The sequence below is a fragment of the Planktothrix pseudagardhii genome (assembly GCF_904830925.1).
Taxonomy (GTDB): domain Bacteria; phylum Cyanobacteriota; class Cyanobacteriia; order Cyanobacteriales; family Microcoleaceae; genus Planktothrix; species Planktothrix tepida.
In genome coordinates this window covers 5,604,338-5,623,342 of sequence record NZ_LR882967.1, presented here as the reverse complement: position 1 = coordinate 5,623,342, position 19,005 = coordinate 5,604,338, and the positions used below count along the sequence as shown (strand labels likewise).

Genomic DNA, 19,005 nt, shown 5'->3' with positions numbered 1-19,005 from the left:
ACACAAAAGTTCATTTTAAAACGATTCTGTGGAGGAATTGAATATGGCTGTGTATTATGGAAATGATAGCAGTAACTATCTAACTGGTAGTTCCTATGATGATCAAATTTATGCCTACGGCGGAAATGATACTGTTATTGGCAATGGTGGGAATGATTATTTAGAAGGGGGACTGGGAAATGATTCTGTTATCGGTGGTAGTGGAAATGACACCATTGATGCGTTTTGGGCAACTCCATACAATGGGGAACGTGATATTTTAAATGGAGGGCCAGGTTACGATAAATTCGTGATTGGTGATTCGTATTCGGGGAAAGGGTATTTAGGAAATAGTTGGGCAGTGATCCAAGACTTTAACTGGCGAGAAGATTATATCAAAGTGCAGGGTAGTCTTAACCAATATTCACTGCTACCAGGAAATGTTAATGGCTATGGCTATAGTCCTAGCGATATGGCAATCGTTTCAAGTAGTAATAGTAGTGAGGTGTATGCTATTGTAATCAATGGCAATTTGAATGACCCGTCTAACGGTAACCTGAAAAACCTTCAGTTGTCAACACGAGATTTTATCTCCGCTTAATTCAATACAATTCCCATAGGGGCGGGTTCATCTAAATCTCAAATACCTGCTAGAAATTTCACTGAACCCTCCCCCTTTTTATTATCAATTAACTTACTCCTGAATACTAAAAACTTTAGTCAGTTTTAACCAACTAAAGTTTTAGCTTTATTAATTTTTCAACCTATTTTAATAGGTTTGAGCTTTGAGCCTGAATTTTAATTCAAGGCTCTATTTTGGCTTGATAAATCAATCATCCTAGATAGTGTGAACACTGGGATGGAGTACCCTACAATTAACGAGTGTAACGACCATTATTGGGATAGGGTTGGGGATAGGTTTGATTGTTACGATTATAACGATCATAGCGATCGCTGCCATTATAAGTTCCTGAATTATACCGACCATTATTATAATTTCCGTTGTTGTCTCCCCGTTTCCAAGCTTCATATTCTTGATCTAAACGTTGATCTAACTGAGTGTGAGAATCTCGAATCATTTGGGCTTTTTGGGCTGAGGTTAAATTGTTATATTGAGGTTTTCTCACCTCTTGTCGCATTTGCTGTTCTAACTCCGCATGACGGCGTTGACGATATTGATCAAATGATTGTTGGTTATAGCGATCGTTACGATTATTGTTATTATTGCGATTATTGTTATTATAACGACCATTATTATAACGGTCATTGTTATTATTACGGCCATTATTAGATTGCCGTTGTTTCCAGGTGTCATATTCCCGATCTAAACTTTGATCGAGGGCATTATGAGCATCCCGAATCATTTGAGCTTTTTGGGCTTGAGATAAATTGTTATATTGAGGTTTTTTCACCTCTTCCCGCATTTGCTGTTCTAACTGTGCATGACGCTGTTGACGATATTGATCAAAATTATTTTGAGCTAGAATTAAATCTTGAGAGGACTGTCTTGAAGAAGTTGTGTTAATGGGGTTGTTAGGCATCACAGCATAAGCTGGAAGCATAGAACTGGCTGCTAATACCAATGTTGCTAAGGTTAATGTCGGTTTCATAGGTTTACTCAACTTGAGAAAAGGGTGGGTTCTTTCCTTTATTTTAAGCTAAAACTTTCTGGGGTAGTTTACATCATCCTGAGAGAAGATTTTAACAGTTGTGATCAGAATTCCGAGGCTATCTGGGGAAAAGGCAAGTCAGCAATTTTCCTAACTCCTGACTTACTTTAATAGTCGATGGACATCGCAAAAGGTTCCCTAACCAGCGAGAACCCAAAAAACCCAGTTTCTATCGATATTTAGTGATTAGTAAAAGCTTTAAGAGTTAATCAACTATCCACTTCTTGACTGATAACTGATAACTGATAACTAATAACTGATTTCAGTTGGACAGCACAGGCTTTTAATTCCGGTTGGCGAGAGTCGGGGCACGCATGAGGGTGGGTTAACGTGTTGGCTTCTGCGTCCGATGCCCATAATACCCCCCAGTGCATCGGGACAAATACAGTCCCAGGGGCGATAAAAGCGGTTACTTTAGCCGGAAATTGACAACTTCCCCGCCGAGAACGCACTTCAACCATATCACCATTTTGAATTCCCAAATTCCCTGCATCTTTGGGATGAATTTCAATAAAGGGGTCAGGGTGCATTTGTTGGGTTTTGTTGGTTCTTCCGGTGCGAGTGAGGGTGTGCCAATGACCATACAGACGACCTGTTGTTAACACATAGGGATAATTCGGATCACTGGGTTCGGCTAACCCTTTAGAATGATATCCAGCAAAAATCGCCCGACCGTCGGGGGTGGCAAAATGATTATCGGTGTATAAGCGTTGGCGACCGGACTCCGTACTTCCTGCGGGACAAGGCCATTGGGTCGGCCCCTGGTGTTGCAAACGGTCATGGCTTAACCCCGACATATCACAAGGGCGACCTGACGTAAGTTGCACAAATTCAGCATAAACATCCGCCGAAGTTTGAAAGGCAAATTGTTCTTTAAACCCTAAGCGTCGTCCGACTTCGGCAAAAATCTCCCAGTCATGTCGAGCTTCTCCCAGAGGTTGATCAAACCCTGGACAGTAGGTAACACGGCGTTCTGAGTTGGTCATCACCCCAGTTTTTTCACTCCATTGGGTAGCGGGGAGGAGGACATGGGCATAGGCTGAGGTTTCGGTGGGATAGTAGGCTTCTTGATAAACGGTAAAGGGGGATTTTAACAGGGCGGCTTTGGTGCGTTCGAGATCGGGTAGACTAACAGCAGGGTTTGTGGCGGCGATCCAGAGAAACTGCACTTGATCTTGTTCTAAACCGATAATCATATCCCAAACGGTGCGTCCGGGGGTGGGAGAAATGCGACCTTCAGGAATTCCCCAAAACTGTTCAACTTCAGCCCGGTGTTGGGGGTTACTGACAAAGCGATAACCGGGTAATAGATGGGCTAAACCTCCGGCTTCTCGTCCTCCCATGGCGTTGGGTTGTCCGGTGAGGGAAAAGGGGCCACAACCTGCTTTACCAATTTGACCTGTCATTAAGTGTAGATTAATCAGCGATCGCACTTTTGCAGTACCTTCGGAAGACTGATTTAATCCCATTGACCATAACGATAAAATCCGTTTCGATTGTTGCCAATAACGGGCGGCTGTTTCTAATGCTTCAATTGTAATTCCACACCGTTTAGCTACAATTTCGGGGGTATAGGATTGTAAAAGTTGAGCATATTGTTGAAAGTTGCGAGTACATTCATCAATAAAAACTGCATCAATATCCCCCCATCTTAATAATAAATAACCAATGCCATTAAATAAATCAATATCCGTTCCGGGGCGAATGGGTAAATGTAGGTCGGCGGCTTCGGCAGTTGGGGTATATCGAGGGTCAACAACTATTAATTTAACGTCAGGATTTTTTTTATGATATTTAGCGAAACGATTAAAAACAATGGGATGACATTCTGCGGTATTACTACCGACAATAAACGCACAATCGGTTAATTCTAAATCTTCATAACAACAGGGAGGGCCATCAGCACCTAAGCTTTGAACATAACCTGATACAGCAGAAGACATACATAAACGAGAATTTGCATCAAAATTATTGGTTCCTAAACACCCTTTCATCAGTTTTTGGGCAATATAATAATCTTCGGTAACGAACTGACCGGAACCGTACATAGATAACGCATCGGAACCATAATCACGTTGAACCGTTTGGATACGTTCTACCATCAAATTTAAGGCTTCATCCCAACTCACTTGTCGGAAGGGTTGATCTAAGGTTTCTCGGATCATTGGGTGTAAAAGGCGATCACGACGAATGGATTCTGTGACGGTAGCTCCTTTAACACAGACCATGCCTTGACTAGAGGGATGTTGGCGATCGCCTCGAACTTTCCAAATCGGGTTTCCCTGTTCGTCCCGTTTAATCTCTTGATCAGTTGTTGCTGTAGAGACAATTTCTAAACCACAACCCACACCACAAAATGGACAAAGTGTTTGAATTAATTTCATTGTTTTATCATTGTTTGCTCAAAAAAGAGTTGTTTGGCTGAAGCCTCTCAATCTTTAGCCTAAAGCTCAACAACTCAAGATTTTGTATAAGTATTTATTCTTGCGGATCAACTGGCTATAAAAATCGTACTATTTAGGAATTAACTAATATTCCCTATTCCCCATTCTTTTCCCTAGAGGAATTAGGATAATCATTAACTCCCAATTCCTCCGATTCAATTTCCTATTGAGCCGATTTGAGATCTAAAGTTCCTACGGGAGTAAAGGTTGCCTCAAATTGGGTATAAGGAGTTTGGGTAACATCCGACTTGACTAACTTCGGCAAAGGGGTATTATTAACATTTTGAGTCGCATCGGGAGATTTAGCTTCGTAACTTAAAATATCCCCGGTTCGACTTACCTTAATCAAATAAACGGATACAGCCGTTACCGGAGTGTTTGTCCAAGCTTGATTAATGGTGGCAAAAACCTCTTGATTTAACTGTTCAAGATCCTCAGCACTAGGGGTTGCTGTTGTGCTACTAATGGATGTTGCTGATTCAGTCGGCGAGGTGGTAGCCACCGGAGAAGAAGAAACCGAGGGTGAGGCCGTTGTGGTAGGTGCGGTTGCCGTTGCAGATGGGGAAGTTGTAGTCGCCGCTAAACTTTCAGGCGTTGGGGATGCAGTCGCAACGGGAGAGGGTGAAATCGTTGTTGGGGATGGAGATAGGGTTGTTGTCGGGGCAATAGCCGTTGTTGAACTGGGAGAGGGAAGGGTTGTTGTCGATCCAAGGCTATTGGGACTCGGTGATGTCGTTGCTACTGCGTTCGGTGAAGGAGTTGCGGTTGACTCCAAGGAGGGAGAAGGACTGACCGAGGGAACTGTAGTAGGGGATAAGGTAGCAGTCGGAGTGGGGGATAGGGTGGGAGAAGCCGTGGTGATGGGAGTAACCGTTTCAGCAACGGTGGGGGTTTGTGTTTCCATCGTCGTAGCAGATGGTTCTGGGGTTTCTGCCTCTTTATTGGCGGTAGTGGGCGTGGAATTAAAAACTAATGAGCCCACTAAGGTTGCGATAATCACTCCCCAGAGTGAAAATAATATCGCTGTTTTTGTTGCAGGCGACATTTCTTCAGGTGGAGTCGCCGGATCAACCCCATGAGTAAACTCAGGTTCGGGGGTTTTAGCATAGGGATTTTTATCTGGAATTACCGGATCAACCCCACGAGTGAGTTCAGGTTCAGGCGTTTTAGCATAGGGATTTTCATCCGGGTTAGGTCTATTGGGTTGCATATTCAGCACCTCTGTTGCTATATGACTAGAACTGGGTGCTATTGTAGTGCTTTGTGCTAATCCCGTGTCAGGGGTTTTATCTTCTGTTGTGATCTCTTCGGTAGTCTCTTCATCTTCTTCGTGATGAGCAAAACGTCGGAAGAGAAAATCGAGAGCATAGTTCCGTAATTCATAATATCGGGGGTCTTCCATGATTTTCGCCCGATTTCTAGGACGGGAGAAGGGAATGTCTAAAATTTCCCCAATTTGGGCGGCTGGGCCATTGGTCATCATCACCAAACGGTCGGCTAAAAACAAGGCTTCATCAATATCATGGGTAATCATTAAAACTGTAATCCGATGATCTTGCCAAATATTGAGCAGTTCTTCCTGTAATTCTTCGCGGGTAATGGGGTCTAAGGCTCCAAAGGGTTCGTCTAAAATTAAAATTTGGGGACGAGTGGCTAAGGCGCGAGCAATAGAAACCCGTTGTTTCATACCTCCTGAGAGTTGAGAGGGTTTTTTATTCGCCGCTTCGGATAACCCGACTAACTCTAAATTTTCTTTGACAATTTCCAGTTGTTCAGCCGTAGATTTGTCAGGATATACTGACTCAACCCCTAAGTGAATATTTTCTTTGGCGGTCAACCAAGGTAACAGAGAATAATTTTGAAACACCACCATCCGTTCTGGCCCAGGTTCGGTGATCAACTGTCCTTGAACGGATATTACCCCGGTTGTCGGTTGATTAAACCCAGCCACCATATTTAATAGCGTGGATTTTCCACACCCAGAGTGACCGATAATGCAAATAAATTCGCCTTCTTTGACCCGAAGATTAACATCTTCAAGCACAATATATTTCCCTTTAGGGGTGTCATAAACTTTAGACACTTGATCAATCACCAAAAAGTCATCGGATTTTAAGGAAGAAGTGGGTTTAGAGGAAATATTATCTAAAATTTGCATAATGTTTGAGGGTTAACGGTTGACAGTTGACAGTTAAGCAGCGATCGGATCAAGGATAATTTCTTCAATCCGAATTTCCTGTTTAATCTTCAGATTTTTGAGATATTTAATCGGTTCATGGGGATTAAATATTGTGCCATCAAACAGTTTTATACTTTGGCGATCGCGTCCCATATCGGATAATCCTAATTCTCTGGCAGCTTGACCATAAACATCCGTTCTTAACACTCGTTCTATAATGGAAACCCAGTTTCTCGGAAAGGGAATAATTCCCCAACGTGCCATTTCTGCCATGATCCAAAGGAATTCTGTGGCATCGGGGCAATTGGTTTTATCCACAAAAAATTGATTGTAATTGACTAATAATTCGGGTGGTTTACCATCCCCCCGTTGAACCGGATCAATAAATCCTAATCGGGTATATTCCGGTGCAGAACCAACATATTCATCGCGGCATAAAATCTCTAAAATTTCTTCTCGATTTCGGCGATCATCGCAATAATCGCAAGCTTCAATTAAGGCTTTCACCAAGGCAATATGGGTCTTTGGATAACGATTTGCCCAGTCTTCTGTTGCCCCTAAAACTTTCTCTGTATGTCCATTGGGGAAAATATCAAAACTATTGGCAATAATAAAGCCTAACCCTTCATGAACAGAGCGAGCATTCCACGGCCCCCCGACACAATAACCATCAATATTCCCCGCTTTTAAATTCGCTTGCATTTGGGGCGGTGGAATCACGGTTAAATTAACATCTTGATCCGGGTTAATTCCTCCTGCGGCTAACCAATACCTGAGCATTAAATTGTGCATGGAACTCGGATGAACCATACCTAATGTATGCACTTTGTCAAGTTTTTTTTCGATATAATTTTTAAAGTCTTCTAAAGTTATAACTCCGTTTTCATACAACTGTTTATTCAAAGTAATGGCATTTCCATTGCGAGATAAAGTTAAGGCGGTTACCATTGGAATTGGGGGATTTTTACCGAAGCCTAATGTCATGGCTAAGGGCATTCCTGCCACCATTTGGGCTGCATCTAAACGCCCTTCAACTACGCCTTGACCTAACAGTTTCCAACTGGTTTCTCGGCTTAAGTTGACTTCCGTTAAGCCATATTCCTCAAAAATTCCTTTTTCTTTGGCAATAATCAAAGGAGCGCAGTCGGTTAAGGGGATAAAGCCGATATCTAAATTGACTTTTTCTAAACCATTTTTGGCAATAACGGTAGGAGCTTTTTTGAGTGTTGATTTTTTGGCTTTTTTCTGTTGGTTTAGGAAATAAACAATTTCATTTCGCAGGGCATAATAGCTGGGATGATTTACCACTTCCATGCGTTGACGAGGACGGGGAATATTCACATCTAAAATTTGCCCAATATGCGCTTCTGGGCCGTTGGTTAACATGACAATGCGATCCGATAAAAGCAAGGCTTCATCGACATCGTGCGTTACCATCACAGCACTGACTTGGTTCGCTTCGCAGATTTTCATTAACTGCTCTTGTAACCCGCCTCTGGTTAACGCATCTAACGCCCCAAAGGGTTCATCTAAAAGTAATAATTGGGGGCGAATAGCCAGGGCACGGGCGATAGCAACTCGTTGTTTCATCCCCCCTGAAATTTCTCCGGGTAATTTATCAGCCGCTTGTCTTAAACCGACTAATTTAATGTGTCGTTCAATAATCTCTTTTCGTTCGGTTTTAGACAGTTTGCGATAAACTTCATCAACGGCTAAGGCAATATTTTCTCGTACCGTTAACCAAGGTAATAAGGAATAATTTTGAAACACTACCATGCGATCTGGCCCAGGTTCACGGACTTCTCGACCTTCAACAATAATTCCACCTTGACTGGCTTGATCTAACCCGGCAATAATATTTAAAAGGGTCGATTTTCCACAGCCCGAATGTCCGATTAAGGAAATAAATTCACCTTTTTTAATTTTGAGTTCAATATTTTTCAGCGCAATATATTGTTCTCCATTGGGGAGATTAAAAACGCGATGAACGTGATCAACTTCAACGAATACAGACATAATTTCAGGTAAGAAAGGTGAACAATTGACGGAAATCAGAGTTTATTTTTGCTCGGCGGGAACCACTTTTGAAGCAATAAAACCAATGGTGCGGTCGAGGATTAAACCCACAACCCCGACATAGATTAAAGCAACGATAATCGCACTAATTCGAGAACTATTATAGGCATCCCAAATAAAGAACCCAATGCCAACTCCACCGACTAACATTTCCGCCGCAATAATGGCTAACCAAGATAAACCAATCCCAATTCTTAACCCGGTAAAGATATAAGGAACGGCGGAAGGAAATAACACTTTGAAGAAGTATTTTTGTCGGGGTAAACGTAACACTCTAGCTACGTTTTTATAGTCTTGGGGGATTTGTTGAACGCCGACGGTGGTGTTAATAATAATTGGCCAAATTGCTGTAATAAAGATGACGAAAATCGCGGAAGGATTGGATTGTTGAAAGGCAGCTAAGGCGATGGGTAACCAAGCCAGGGGAGGAATTGTTCTGAGGATTTGAAATAAGGGATCTAAGGCATCATACATAAAGGTATTTGTCCCGATTAAAATCCCTAATGCAATTCCAACAATTGCCGATAAGGTAAATCCAATGGCAACTCGTTGTAAACTGGCTAGAACTTGCCAAAATAACCCTTTATCTGTACCTCCATTATCAAAAAATGGGTTAATAATTAATTGCCAAGATTCTTTAACGGTGGTAATGGGAGAAGGTAAGTTAGGGTTTTCTCCTGAACATAACAGTTGCCAAAGGGCGAGGAAAATAACTACTGCAATTAACGGGCGGATGATTTTATTACGGTTTTTATTAAACCAATCAAAGACAAAATTGAGAGGATTATTACTGCTAGAACGGACTTTAATGCTAGTGGTCATGACTGTTAGAGATGAGTGAATTTGAATCAGATTTTTACTGATATATCCCTAGATTTGATCCCCCTAAATCCCCTTAAAAAGGGGGACTTTGATTATTGAGTTACCCTTTTTTTTCATGAGTTAGGGGGGGTCAAATAGAGAATATTAGATTTTTTTGATGGCTAAACCATTAAGATAAGCTTGAGGATCATCGGGGTTAAATTGGACACCATCAAAGAAGGTTTCAACACCACGAGAAGGGGTTGCTGGAATTTGTTCTGCGGGAACATTTAACGATTTTGCGGCTTCCTTCCAGATATCTTCACGGTTGACTTTATCAACGGTGGCTTTAATATCTAAATCGGGCGGTAAATATCCCCAACGAATATCTTCCGTTAAGAACCAAGTATCATGGCTTTTATAGGGGTAAGAAGCGTTATCTCTCCAGAATTTCATCGCAATGGGGCTGGCGGTTACAACCCGACCATCACCGAAGTCAATATTTCCCTTAGAGCGCTCAATAATATCTTTTACAGGTACTTTAAACCACTTATCTTGGGAAACAATTTGACACATCTCTTCAATATTTTCGGGTTTATCACACCATTGTTGCGCTTCTAAGACCGCCATTGTTAATGCTTTTGCGGCTTTGGGGTTTTTATCTACCCAGTCGGCGCGCATACTAAAGGCTTTTTCCGGGTGATCTTTCCACAATTCTCCAGTAATTAATGCCGTATATCCTGCTTTCTGATTCACTAATTGAGCATTCCAAGGTTCACCCACACAGAAGCCTTCCATATTGCCAACTTTCATATTAGCAACCATTTGGGGAGGCGGAACTGGAATAATCGAAATATCACTATCAGGAATTGTCCCCCCTGAAGCTAACCAGTAGCGCATCCATAAATCGTGGGTTCCTCCGGGGAATGTAATGGCGGCTTTGACTTCTTTTCCTGAATTCTTTGCCCCTAATACAAGGTCTTTGAATCTAGCACTATCATTAATAGTTATTTTAGCATCCAGGTAATCTTTCCCTAATGAAATTGCCTGACCGTTGGTATTTAATCGGGCTAAAAGATACATGGGAACGGGTTGTTTGGTAATCGTTCCTAATGTCATTAAATAAGGCATAGGGGATAAAATATGAGCCCCATCAATTCCTCCACCAGCAGACCCTAATTCTAAGTTATCACGGGTGACAGGCCAAGAGGCTTGTTTAACCACCTTAACATCCGTCATTCCATATTTAGCGAATAAGCCTTTTTCTAAGGCAATAATTAAGGGGGCAGAGTCGGTTAAAGCAATAAATCCTAATGTTGCCGTTGGTGTTTCTGGTGCATCAGCCGGATTAATATTCGCTGCGGGAACTGCCGTTGCAGCCGGGGAAGGATTAGAGGCAGTTGTTGAAGAATTAGTACCGGAAGTACAACCATGTACAAAGATGGTTCCCGCCGCAGTAACACCAGCCGTCAAAAGGAATTTACGTCGTGAAAGCTTACTCATGTCCTATGTCTTTATTCCGTGTTGGTAAATAATTGATGGGGTTTTCTTGTTCAATTTTTGAGTCGTTAAGCATCAATAACGACTGTATTTATCGCCTGGGCACTACAGGTTAAAATCATACCTGGTTCTAGGTCTTTTGCTGCATCAGAATTATTATTATATTGGATCTGCCCTTCAATTAATTTTTGTTGGCAGGTTCCACAATTTCCTGAACGGCAGCTACTGGGAATTGGAATTCCTTCCCGTTCTGCTACGTCGAGAATGAGTTCATTTTCTGTACAGGTAATGGTTTTACCCGATTTAGCAAAAACAATTGTGGCTGTTTTAACGGGTATTTCTGGGGTATTGTTTTGGGAATTAATCTCAGAGTCTGAACTCGTTAAATCTACTCCATCTTTGAGTTTAGCACCAAATTGCTCTACAAGAATTTGTCGCAAAATGGGTTTTAAATCGTCACAAGGAATGGATTTTTGAACACATTCACCCAATTGAGCATCTTTCCCAACTTTTCCGCCCATATAGAGGTTAACGCCTTCAACAACTTTACCATCTTTGCGGGCTTTTGTTCCCATTAATCCAATATCAGCGACTTGGGGTTGTCCGCAGGAATTAGGGCAGCCTGTCCAATGAATTCGCACAGGTTTTTCAACAGTTAATTCTGCTTCTAATTCCTTCACTAATGCCGTAGCTCTATTTTTAGTTTCAACTAAAGCAAAGTTACAGAATTGTGCGCCTGTACAGGACACTAACCCTCGGCTTAAACTTGATGGACTAATGGAGAATTTCTCTAAAATAGGTTCAGTGAGAAAGGCTTCTAAACGGCTATCGGAAATATGGGGAATAATGACATTTTGCTCAACGGTTAAACGAATTTCACCAGCACCATAAACTTCAGAAATCCGGGCTAATTCTAACATATCGTTGGCATACAACCGCCCAACAGGAACGTTTAATCCCACATAGTTTAATCCCGGTTGCTTTTGTTTGTAAACCCCAATATGATCCCGTTTTTCCCAGAGAATTTCGTCTTTTTCGGCTTCGGGTTCTAAGGAATAACCGATTTGTTTTTCCACTTCTGAACGGAACTTGTCAATCCCCCATTCATCAATTAACCACATCAGCCGAGCTTTTTGACGACTTCCTCTTAACCCATTGTCTCGATATACTTCTAAAATACCTCGACACAAACCCAGCACTTGATCAGGTTGTACCCAGACATTTAAGGGAATAGCAGCCGCACAACGGGTGGCAGAAAAGAAGCCTCCCACTAAGACATTGAACCCAAAAATATCCTGTTTAAATGCGGGAACAAAGGCAATATCATTGATTTCAGCATGAACGGAATTATCCCGACATCCGGCGATCGCAATATTGAATTTTCGCGGTAAATTAGTAAATTCAATATTGCCTTTTCCGTGATTGGTAATTAAGTCTTGAACTTGTTGCACCAACTCGCGGGTATCATACAGTTCATCTGCATCTAACCCCGCAACGGGTGAACCTGTGATGTTTCGCACGTTATCCATTCCTGACTGAATGCTCGTGAGTCCAACGGTTTCAAAGCGCCGGAAAATGTCAGGAATATCCTCAAGCCGAATTCCTCTTAACTGAAGGTTCTGTCTTGTGGTAATATCAGCATTACCGTCATCACCGTAGCGTTGCACGATTTCCCCCAAAACCCGCATCTGCTCACTGGTGATGACCCCATTCGGTAAACGCATTCGCAGCATGAATTTACCCGGAGTCACCGGACGAAAGAAAACCCCTAACCATTTCAGGCGGTAGTCTCGGTCTGTTTCGTCCATTGCTTCCCAACCCAGTCGGGTTAAGGTTTCGATTTCGTCTTTGACGGCTAAACCGTCTTTTTCTGCTTTGAGTTTCTCAAATTTGTTGGTAGCCACCTTTTGTGGGAGTGTGCTGGTCATAGCCTATTCCTCAGTATTGCTCGGTCTCGAACTCGTTAGGCCAAAATGAAAAATGGATCAAATTTGGCCAAATCCTAACAGGTCTATTCAAGGCAAACCGTATCATGCGAGACTCAAATGTCAAAAATTGCTGAATTTTAGGGTGAAAATCATCCTAAAGTGAGAGCTTTCATCTCTGTTCTTCAACCAAACGGTTAAGGAATATGAATAAGTTAGTGCTGAAAATTCGATACAATCGTAGCTAATGTTACAAAACTTAAAAGTTTATGAAAATTTAGCATTGCTACCATACATTTTTTGCATAATCCTCAATCTTTAGAGAGTTTTTAGCTTTGGCGTAGGGAAACCCTGCTTAGACTCAAAAACCGGGCTTCTTACGGAAGAAGCTAAAAAAGCAGAGAAACCCGGTTTCTAGTCCCCTGCTTAGACTCAGAAACGGGTTTTCTTTCCAGTTGTTGCTGAAATCATGTTAAAAAGCAGAGAAACCCGGTTTCTATTGCTCTACTTAGACTCAGAAACGGGTTTTCTTTCCAGTTGTTGCTGAAATCATGTTAAAAAGTATAGAAACCCTCTTTCTATCCGCCACTTATGATTCCTAATACCTCTTGTTATTGCTTAAAAAATGTTCGTGTTCCCGTTTGTGTACTCAAAGATAAAGATGAGTCCATCGCAAATTCAGTCAATCAAGAAGGTATGGCAGTCGTGGATGTTCAAATTGCATCGGGACTCTTTGAGCAAATTGTGATTGCGGGTCAAAGTGAATCAGATAATATTACAACCGTAGATTTACAGAGACAACAGATTTGGCCTTGTTTTGTAGATGTTCATACCCATTTAGATAAAGGTCATATTTGGGAACGTTCGCCGAATACAAAAGGAACCTTTAACGATGCGTTAACGGCCACGTTTAAAGATGAAGAAACCTGGACGGCGGAAGATATTTATCGACGCATGGAATTTGGATTAAAGTGTAGTTATGTACATGGAACAAAAGCGATTAGGACTCATTTAGATTCTTCAGGACGGTTAATAGACTTAAGTTGGGATGTGTTTAAAACCCTAAGAACAGAATGGGAAAATCGTTTAATCTTACAAGCGGTGGCTTTAGCTTCTTTGGATTATTATTTAACGCCAGAGGGTGAACAACTTATTGATAAAATTGCAGAATTAGGCGGAATTTTAGGGGGAGTTGCCTATATGAACGCTGATTTAGATCAGCAAATTAACCGAGTTTTTGAAATAGCTAAAGAACGGAAATTAAACTTAGATTTCCATGTTGATGAAACGGGAGAAGCAGAATCAATTTGTTTATATAAAATTGCTGAAGCAGCGTTAAAATATAATTTTGAAGGTCAAATTGTTTGCGGACATTGTTGTAGTTTAGCCGTACAACCCGATGATGTTGTTCAACATACCTTAAATTTAGTTAAATCAGCCGGAATTGGGGTTGTGAGTTTACCAATGTGTAATCTCTATTTACAAGATCGTCAATATCATTCCTCTGAATCTCCAAAAACCCCCCACTGGCGAGGGACAACCTTAGTTCATGAATTGAAACAAACCGGGGTTCCCGTTGCTTTTGCGAGTGATAATTGTCGAGATCCGTTTTATGGATTTGGCGATCATGATAGCTTAGAAGTGTTTAAAATGGCGGTGAGAATTTGCCATTTAGATCGACCTTTTGAAGATTGGTTATGTAGTGTTACAACAACTCCAGCCGATTTAATGGGGTTATCAGATGTAGGACGAATTGGTGTCGGACTTCCAGCAGATTTTATTATTTTTAAAGGTCGTTATTTGAGTGAAATCTTATCCCGTCAACAAAGCGATCGCATTGTGGTAAGAAAAGGTAAAATATTAGAGGATAAATTACCCGATTATTCAGAATTAGATGATCTGATTTTCCATCACCCTTAATTAAAGTTGAGATTATAGGCTTCTAAGTTTTGATTAGATCAACCTAGGGAAATTCTTCTCAAAAAAAAGCGGTTTTAAAAAGACAAGATTTTAATGATTTATTTTTGTCTATATTAATAATTGATTGTTATATTTATAACAATCAAAAATATTTATTATAAATTTTAAAAACTAAAAATTTCATAAAGAATCTTTTTTTACTTTACTACAGATTTAAACTATACTTTAATCAAGCAAACCAGATTATGACTTGCACCCTGTATGAATAACAAACCCACCTACACCATTTTAACTGTAGATGATAGTGCAGAAGATAGAGAAATTTTTTGTCGTTATTTATACAAAGAGACGATCTGCTACTATCAAATTTTAGAAGCAGAATTAGTGAGTGAAGCATTAGAGATTTGTGATCGGACTCTACCGGATCTGATCCTGTTGGATTATCTATTACCTGATGATAATGGATTGGTATTTTTGCAGGAATGTCAAAAACGCTATAGAAACAGCGTTGTCCCGGTGATCCTGTTAACAGGAGAGGGAAACGAAACCATCGCCACCGAGGCTATCAAATATGGTGCATACGATTATTGGGTTAAAGGGAAATTGAGCAGTTCTGAGATTCGCCAGAAAACTCTGTTTTTATTACAACAGTTAAGCTTAAAACGGCAAATCGCCCGTCAACAAGAACAGCAGAATTTAGTTAACAGTATTTCCCTGCGAATTCGCGAATCTCTGCGATTAGAACAAGTATTACAAAGGACTGTGGAGGAAGTGCGGGAGTGTCTCCAGACTGATCGGGTTTTAATCTACAAATTTTTGCCTGATTTCAGTGGGGTGATGGTAGCAGAATCCGTATTACCCCCGAATAGGGTCTGTTTCAACCTCCAATTCGAAGATGTCTGTTTTAAGGAAAACTATCTGCAACCCTATCGCCAAGGTAGAGTTTTTGTAGCCTCAGATATTGACATCGCTGACATCGCTGAATGCCATCGCGAGATGTTAAAAAGCTTTGATGTTCGGGCTAATTTGGTTGTGCCACTCTTATTAAGTAACTACAATACTTCAGAAACCAGTTGTTCAATCTCAAAACCAGAAACTGAGTATAATTTATGGGGGTTATTAATCGCCCATCAATGTGATCGCCCCCGTCAATGGCAAGATGACGAAATCAATTTGTTACAGCAGTTAGGGTTACAACTGGCGATCGCCATTCAACAAGCAGAAATGTATGAACGGGTAGAGACAGAACTTTACAAACACATCGATGCTGAATTACTCGAACGCCAGCGCGTAGCGGCAGAATTTCGCGCTTTAGTCGAAAACGCCACAGATATTATTTATCGCATTGATCTCGAAATGCGTTATCTCTACTTTAATCCCGCGATCGAGAAGTTAGTCCAACAACCCGCGTCTAACTTAATTGGCAAGACCCCGGAGGATTTAGGAGTTTGTTCAGAGATTATTAATTTATGGAATACTACTCTCAATCAAATTATTCAGACAAAAACTCAAGAAACTATTGAACATCCCTTTCCTGATTTCAATAGCTCGGTTTGGTTTCAAGTTCGGATTGTCCCCGAATTTAATGAAGCCGGGGAAGTTTATTCATTTCTCTGTATTGCCCGCGATATTAGTAAGATCAAATATCACGAACAAACGTTAAAATTTCAAGCTGAGATTCTCGAAAGAATCCACGATGCAGTCATTTCTACTGACCTTTCTGGGAAAATTTACAGTTGGAATCGGGGAGCGGAAAAACTCTATGGTTATACTGCTGCTGAAGCCATTGGTCAAAATATTAGCATACTCTATTATCCTGAAGATTTTCCTCAACTTCAATCGTCAATCTTCCAGCCTTTATTGGCGAAAGGAAACCACGAAGTTGAGTTTTGTAACCGCACAAAATCAGGAGAAAAAGTTTATATTAGCTTGCGTCTTTCCGTGATTCGGGATCAAGAGGGAAATATTATTCATTTAATTGGTTGCTCAAACGATATTAGTAAACAGCAAGAGGCACTCCGTGAACGAAAAAAAATAGAACAACAACTGCAAAAACTCAACCAAGAACTCGAAACTAGAGTTGAACAACGAACCGCCGAATTACAAGAAAGTCAACGTTTTATTCAAAGTATTACTGACAATACACCCAATGTTATTTATATTTACGATCTTGAGGAACATCGCAATATTTACTGCAATCATGAGGTACTTGATATTTTGGGATATTCCCCTGAGCAGATCCAAGGGATGGACAGTCAATTATTTATCCATCTTGTCCATCCCGATGATTTAAACACTGTATTAATTCATCTGAACAACTTACATACTCTCCAGAATGTTGAAAAGCGAAACTGTGAATATCGGCTGCGAGATGTCAACGGGGAATGGCACTGGTTACTCAGTCGCGATGCAGCTTTCTTATACAACAAAGATGGAACGCTCAAGCAAATTGTGGGTACGGCTCAAGATATTACTGAACGTAAACAATCTGAAGAAAAATTGCAAAATCTTTCAGATCGCTTGTCCTTGGCGATTAAATCTGGAGGATTTGGGATTTGGGAGTGGGATATTTTGCAAGAGCGAATCATCTGGGATGAGCGAGTGTATGAACTTTATGGGTTAGAGAAGCCAGATGTCCCAGAAACCACCTATCAAACCTGGGCAAACGCATTGCATCCCCAGGATCGAGAAAGAACTGAAACTGCGATTCAACAAGCGTTACGCGGTGAGCAGGAATACGACACAGAATTTCGAGTGATTCATTCTGATGGTTCCATCCGATATATCAAAGCTTATGCTTTAGTTCAACGGAATAACAGTGGAGAACCGCAACGAATGGTCGGGGTTAACTTTGATATTACTCCAGCCAAGGAAGCGGAAGAAAAACTGCGAATTCTCTCCGACCGATTATCATTAGCCATCGAATCAGGAGGGTTTGGGATTTGGGAATGGGATATTTTGCAAGACCTACTGATCTGGGATGACCGAATGTATGAACTTTATGGGGTAGAAAAGTCTGATCGTCGTAAATCCGCTCAAACTTGGCTCAACAGCTTGCATCCTGATGATCGAGAACTGATAGAAGCCATGAATCAACAATGGCATCATAAACAAACAATCAATACTGAATTTCGAGTGATTCATCCTGATGGTTCAATCCGATATCTCAAATCCTATGCGTTAATCCAAAACAACGAACGTGGAGAACCGCAACGAATGGTCGGTCTGAACTTTGATATTACCAGCGCTAAAGAAGCGGAAAAACAACTGCGACAGGTAAACGAACGATTGACCCTAACAAATGCGGAACTAGATCGAGCGACCCGGCTTAAAGATGAATTTTTGGCGAATATGAGCCACGAATTACGCACCCCCCTGAATGCGATTTTAGGAATGAGTGAAGGCTTACAGGATGGAGTTTTTGGGAACCTCAGTAAACAACAGAAACAAGCCATCAATAGTATTGATCGCAGTGGTAATCATCTGTTAGCTCTGATTAACGATGTTTTGGATCTCGCAAAAGTAGAATCTGGTAAATTAGAATTACAGTTAGCTCAAGTATCGATCAATTACCTGTGCACAAATAGCGTAACTTTTGTTCGACAACAAGCCCTTAAGAAAAATATTCAACTCACGACCAAGATCCCAGAAGGGTTAGCAAATATTGTAGTAGACGAGCTTCGGATTCGCCAAGTTTTGATTAATCTCCTCAATAATGCCGTTAAATTTACTCCTGATGGCGGCAGTGTCAAATTAGAGGTAAAAGTGATATCCTCAACCCCGCAGAATTTATTACAATTCTCGGTCATCGATACAGGTATTGGCCTAACCCCTGAAAATGCCAGTAAATTATTCCAACCGTTTATCCAAATTGATAGCAGTCTGAATCGTCAGTATAGTGGCACAGGCTTAGGATTAGCATTGGTGCGTCGTTTAGTCGAACTTCATCAAGGAACGGTGGGAGTTACCAGTGAGTTAGGAAAAGGAAGTTGTTTTATGGTTTGCTTACCTTATGTTGTTAGTAAAGCACCAACTGTTGAAACTACGATATCTCCCCCTAATTCTATCCAGTATAAAGAATTTCAGCCATCAAAACACAGCCCAATCTTGACTATTTCCCAACGCCCATCTAGTTCCACAACTCTTTTATTAGTTGAGGATAATGAGTTAAATATTGCCACAATCTCAAGTTATTTAAGTAGTAAAGGTTACAAAATTGAAATCGCCAAAAATGGGGAAGAAGGTGTTACACTAGCCAAGTCTTTATCTCCTGATTTAATTTTGATGGATATTCAACTGCCAAAAGTAGATGGACTAGAGGCTATTCGTCAGATTCGGGCTGAACAACGGTTAACTTCTACTCCCATTATTGCCTTAACTGCTTTAGCGATGACAGGAGATCAAGAAAAATGTTTAAATGCAGGAGCAAATGATTATCTTTCTAAGCCAGTCAAATTAAAACAACTGGTTGAGAAGATTGAAGATTTATTGAATTAAAGGAAACCCCCAGT

At 41.0% G+C, this 19,005-nt stretch carries 10 protein-coding genes and 1 pseudogene; 3 read left to right on the top strand and 8 right to left on the bottom strand.

What is annotated here, in order from left to right; genetic code table 11:
* Positions 1 to 43 precede the first annotated feature (43 nt).
* A complete protein-coding gene (locus NMK36_RS24320) occupies positions 44 to 580 on the top strand; it encodes a calcium-binding protein (protein WP_254174834.1) in 537 nt (178 codons plus the stop codon).
* A 274-nt stretch (positions 581 to 854) separates the two neighbouring features.
* On the opposite strand, the gene NMK36_RS24315 is transcribed toward NMK36_RS24320, so the two are convergent.
* The 8 genes and pseudogenes from NMK36_RS24315 to NMK36_RS24285 form a co-directional block, all read right to left on the bottom strand.
* Positions 855 to 1,589 carry a hypothetical protein gene (locus NMK36_RS24315; protein WP_254174833.1) on the bottom strand — a complete coding sequence of 245 codons (735 nt, stop codon included), beginning with the start codon at positions 1,587 to 1,589 and terminating at the stop codon, positions 855 to 857.
* A gap of 269 nt (positions 1,590 to 1,858) precedes the next feature.
* Complete coding sequence (locus NMK36_RS24310; RefSeq protein WP_254174832.1) at positions 1,859 to 4,033, bottom strand: molybdopterin oxidoreductase family protein; 2,175 nt, start codon at positions 4,031 to 4,033, stop codon at positions 1,859 to 1,861.
* A 223-nt stretch (positions 4,034 to 4,256) separates the two neighbouring features.
* Positions 4,257 to 6,251, bottom strand: a complete 1,995-nt coding sequence (locus NMK36_RS24305) for a nitrate ABC transporter ATP-binding protein (RefSeq protein ID WP_254174831.1) — start codon at positions 6,249 to 6,251, stop codon at positions 4,257 to 4,259.
* A gap of 33 nt (positions 6,252 to 6,284) precedes the next feature.
* Positions 6,285 to 8,288, bottom strand: a complete 2,004-nt coding sequence (locus tag NMK36_RS24300) for an ABC transporter ATP-binding/substrate-binding protein (protein WP_254174830.1) — start codon at positions 8,286 to 8,288, stop codon at positions 6,285 to 6,287.
* A 42-nt stretch (positions 8,289 to 8,330) separates the two neighbouring features.
* Complete coding sequence (ntrB, locus tag NMK36_RS24295) at positions 8,331 to 9,170, bottom strand: nitrate ABC transporter permease (protein ID WP_072718091.1); 840 nt, start codon at positions 9,168 to 9,170, stop codon at positions 8,331 to 8,333.
* Between the two features lie 144 nt (positions 9,171 to 9,314).
* On the bottom strand, positions 9,315 to 10,652 hold the full coding sequence (locus tag NMK36_RS24290; protein ID WP_072718092.1) for a CmpA/NrtA family ABC transporter substrate-binding protein: 1,338 nt from the start codon (positions 10,650 to 10,652) through the stop codon (positions 9,315 to 9,317).
* A 65-nt stretch (positions 10,653 to 10,717) separates the two neighbouring features.
* Positions 10,718 to 10,939: a 2Fe-2S iron-sulfur cluster-binding protein gene (locus tag NMK36_RS29050; RefSeq protein WP_367997222.1), complete on the bottom strand. Its 222-nt coding sequence runs from the start codon at positions 10,937 to 10,939 to the stop codon at positions 10,718 to 10,720.
* Between the two features lie 108 nt (positions 10,940 to 11,047).
* Positions 11,048 to 12,577 (bottom strand): annotated as a pseudogene (locus tag NMK36_RS24285) (ferredoxin--nitrite reductase); the annotation flags it as partial.
* A gap of 588 nt (positions 12,578 to 13,165) precedes the next feature.
* On the opposite strand from NMK36_RS24285, the gene NMK36_RS24280 reads away from it, so the two are divergent.
* Together NMK36_RS24280 and NMK36_RS24275 are read left to right on the top strand one after the other, a co-directional pair.
* Positions 13,166 to 14,494 carry a cytosine deaminase gene (locus NMK36_RS24280; RefSeq protein WP_072718094.1) on the top strand — a complete coding sequence of 443 codons (1,329 nt, stop codon included), beginning with the start codon at positions 13,166 to 13,168 and terminating at the stop codon, positions 14,492 to 14,494.
* 261 nt (positions 14,495 to 14,755) lie between these two features.
* On the top strand, positions 14,756 to 18,991 hold the full coding sequence (locus NMK36_RS24275) for a PAS domain-containing protein (RefSeq protein ID WP_254174828.1): 4,236 nt from the start codon (positions 14,756 to 14,758) through the stop codon (positions 18,989 to 18,991).
* Positions 18,992 to 19,005: the final 14 nt, after the last annotated feature.

Excerpts from the sequence above, each read along its gene's own strand:
- NMK36_RS24305 (WP_254174831.1), bottom strand. The coding sequence starts at position 6,251 with ATGCAAATTTTAGATAATATTTCCTCTAAACCCACTTCTTCCTTAAAA.
- NMK36_RS24300 (WP_254174830.1), bottom strand. The coding sequence starts at position 8,288 with ATGTCTGTATTCGTTGAAGTTGATCACGTTCATCGCGTTTTTAATCTC.
- NMK36_RS24320 (WP_254174834.1), top strand. The coding sequence starts at position 44 with ATGGCTGTGTATTATGGAAATGATAGCAGTAACTATCTAACTGGTAGT.
- NMK36_RS24290 (WP_072718092.1), bottom strand. The coding sequence starts at position 10,652 with ATGAGTAAGCTTTCACGACGTAAATTCCTTTTGACGGCTGGTGTTACT.
- ntrB (WP_072718091.1), bottom strand. The coding sequence starts at position 9,170 with ATGACCACTAGCATTAAAGTCCGTTCTAGCAGTAATAATCCTCTCAAT.
- NMK36_RS24315 (WP_254174833.1), bottom strand. The coding sequence starts at position 1,589 with ATGAAACCGACATTAACCTTAGCAACATTGGTATTAGCAGCCAGTTCT.
- NMK36_RS24310 (WP_254174832.1), bottom strand. The coding sequence starts at position 4,033 with ATGAAATTAATTCAAACACTTTGTCCATTTTGTGGTGTGGGTTGTGGT.
- NMK36_RS24280 (WP_072718094.1), top strand. The coding sequence starts at position 13,166 with ATGATTCCTAATACCTCTTGTTATTGCTTAAAAAATGTTCGTGTTCCC.
- NMK36_RS24275 (WP_254174828.1), top strand. The coding sequence starts at position 14,756 with ATGAATAACAAACCCACCTACACCATTTTAACTGTAGATGATAGTGCA.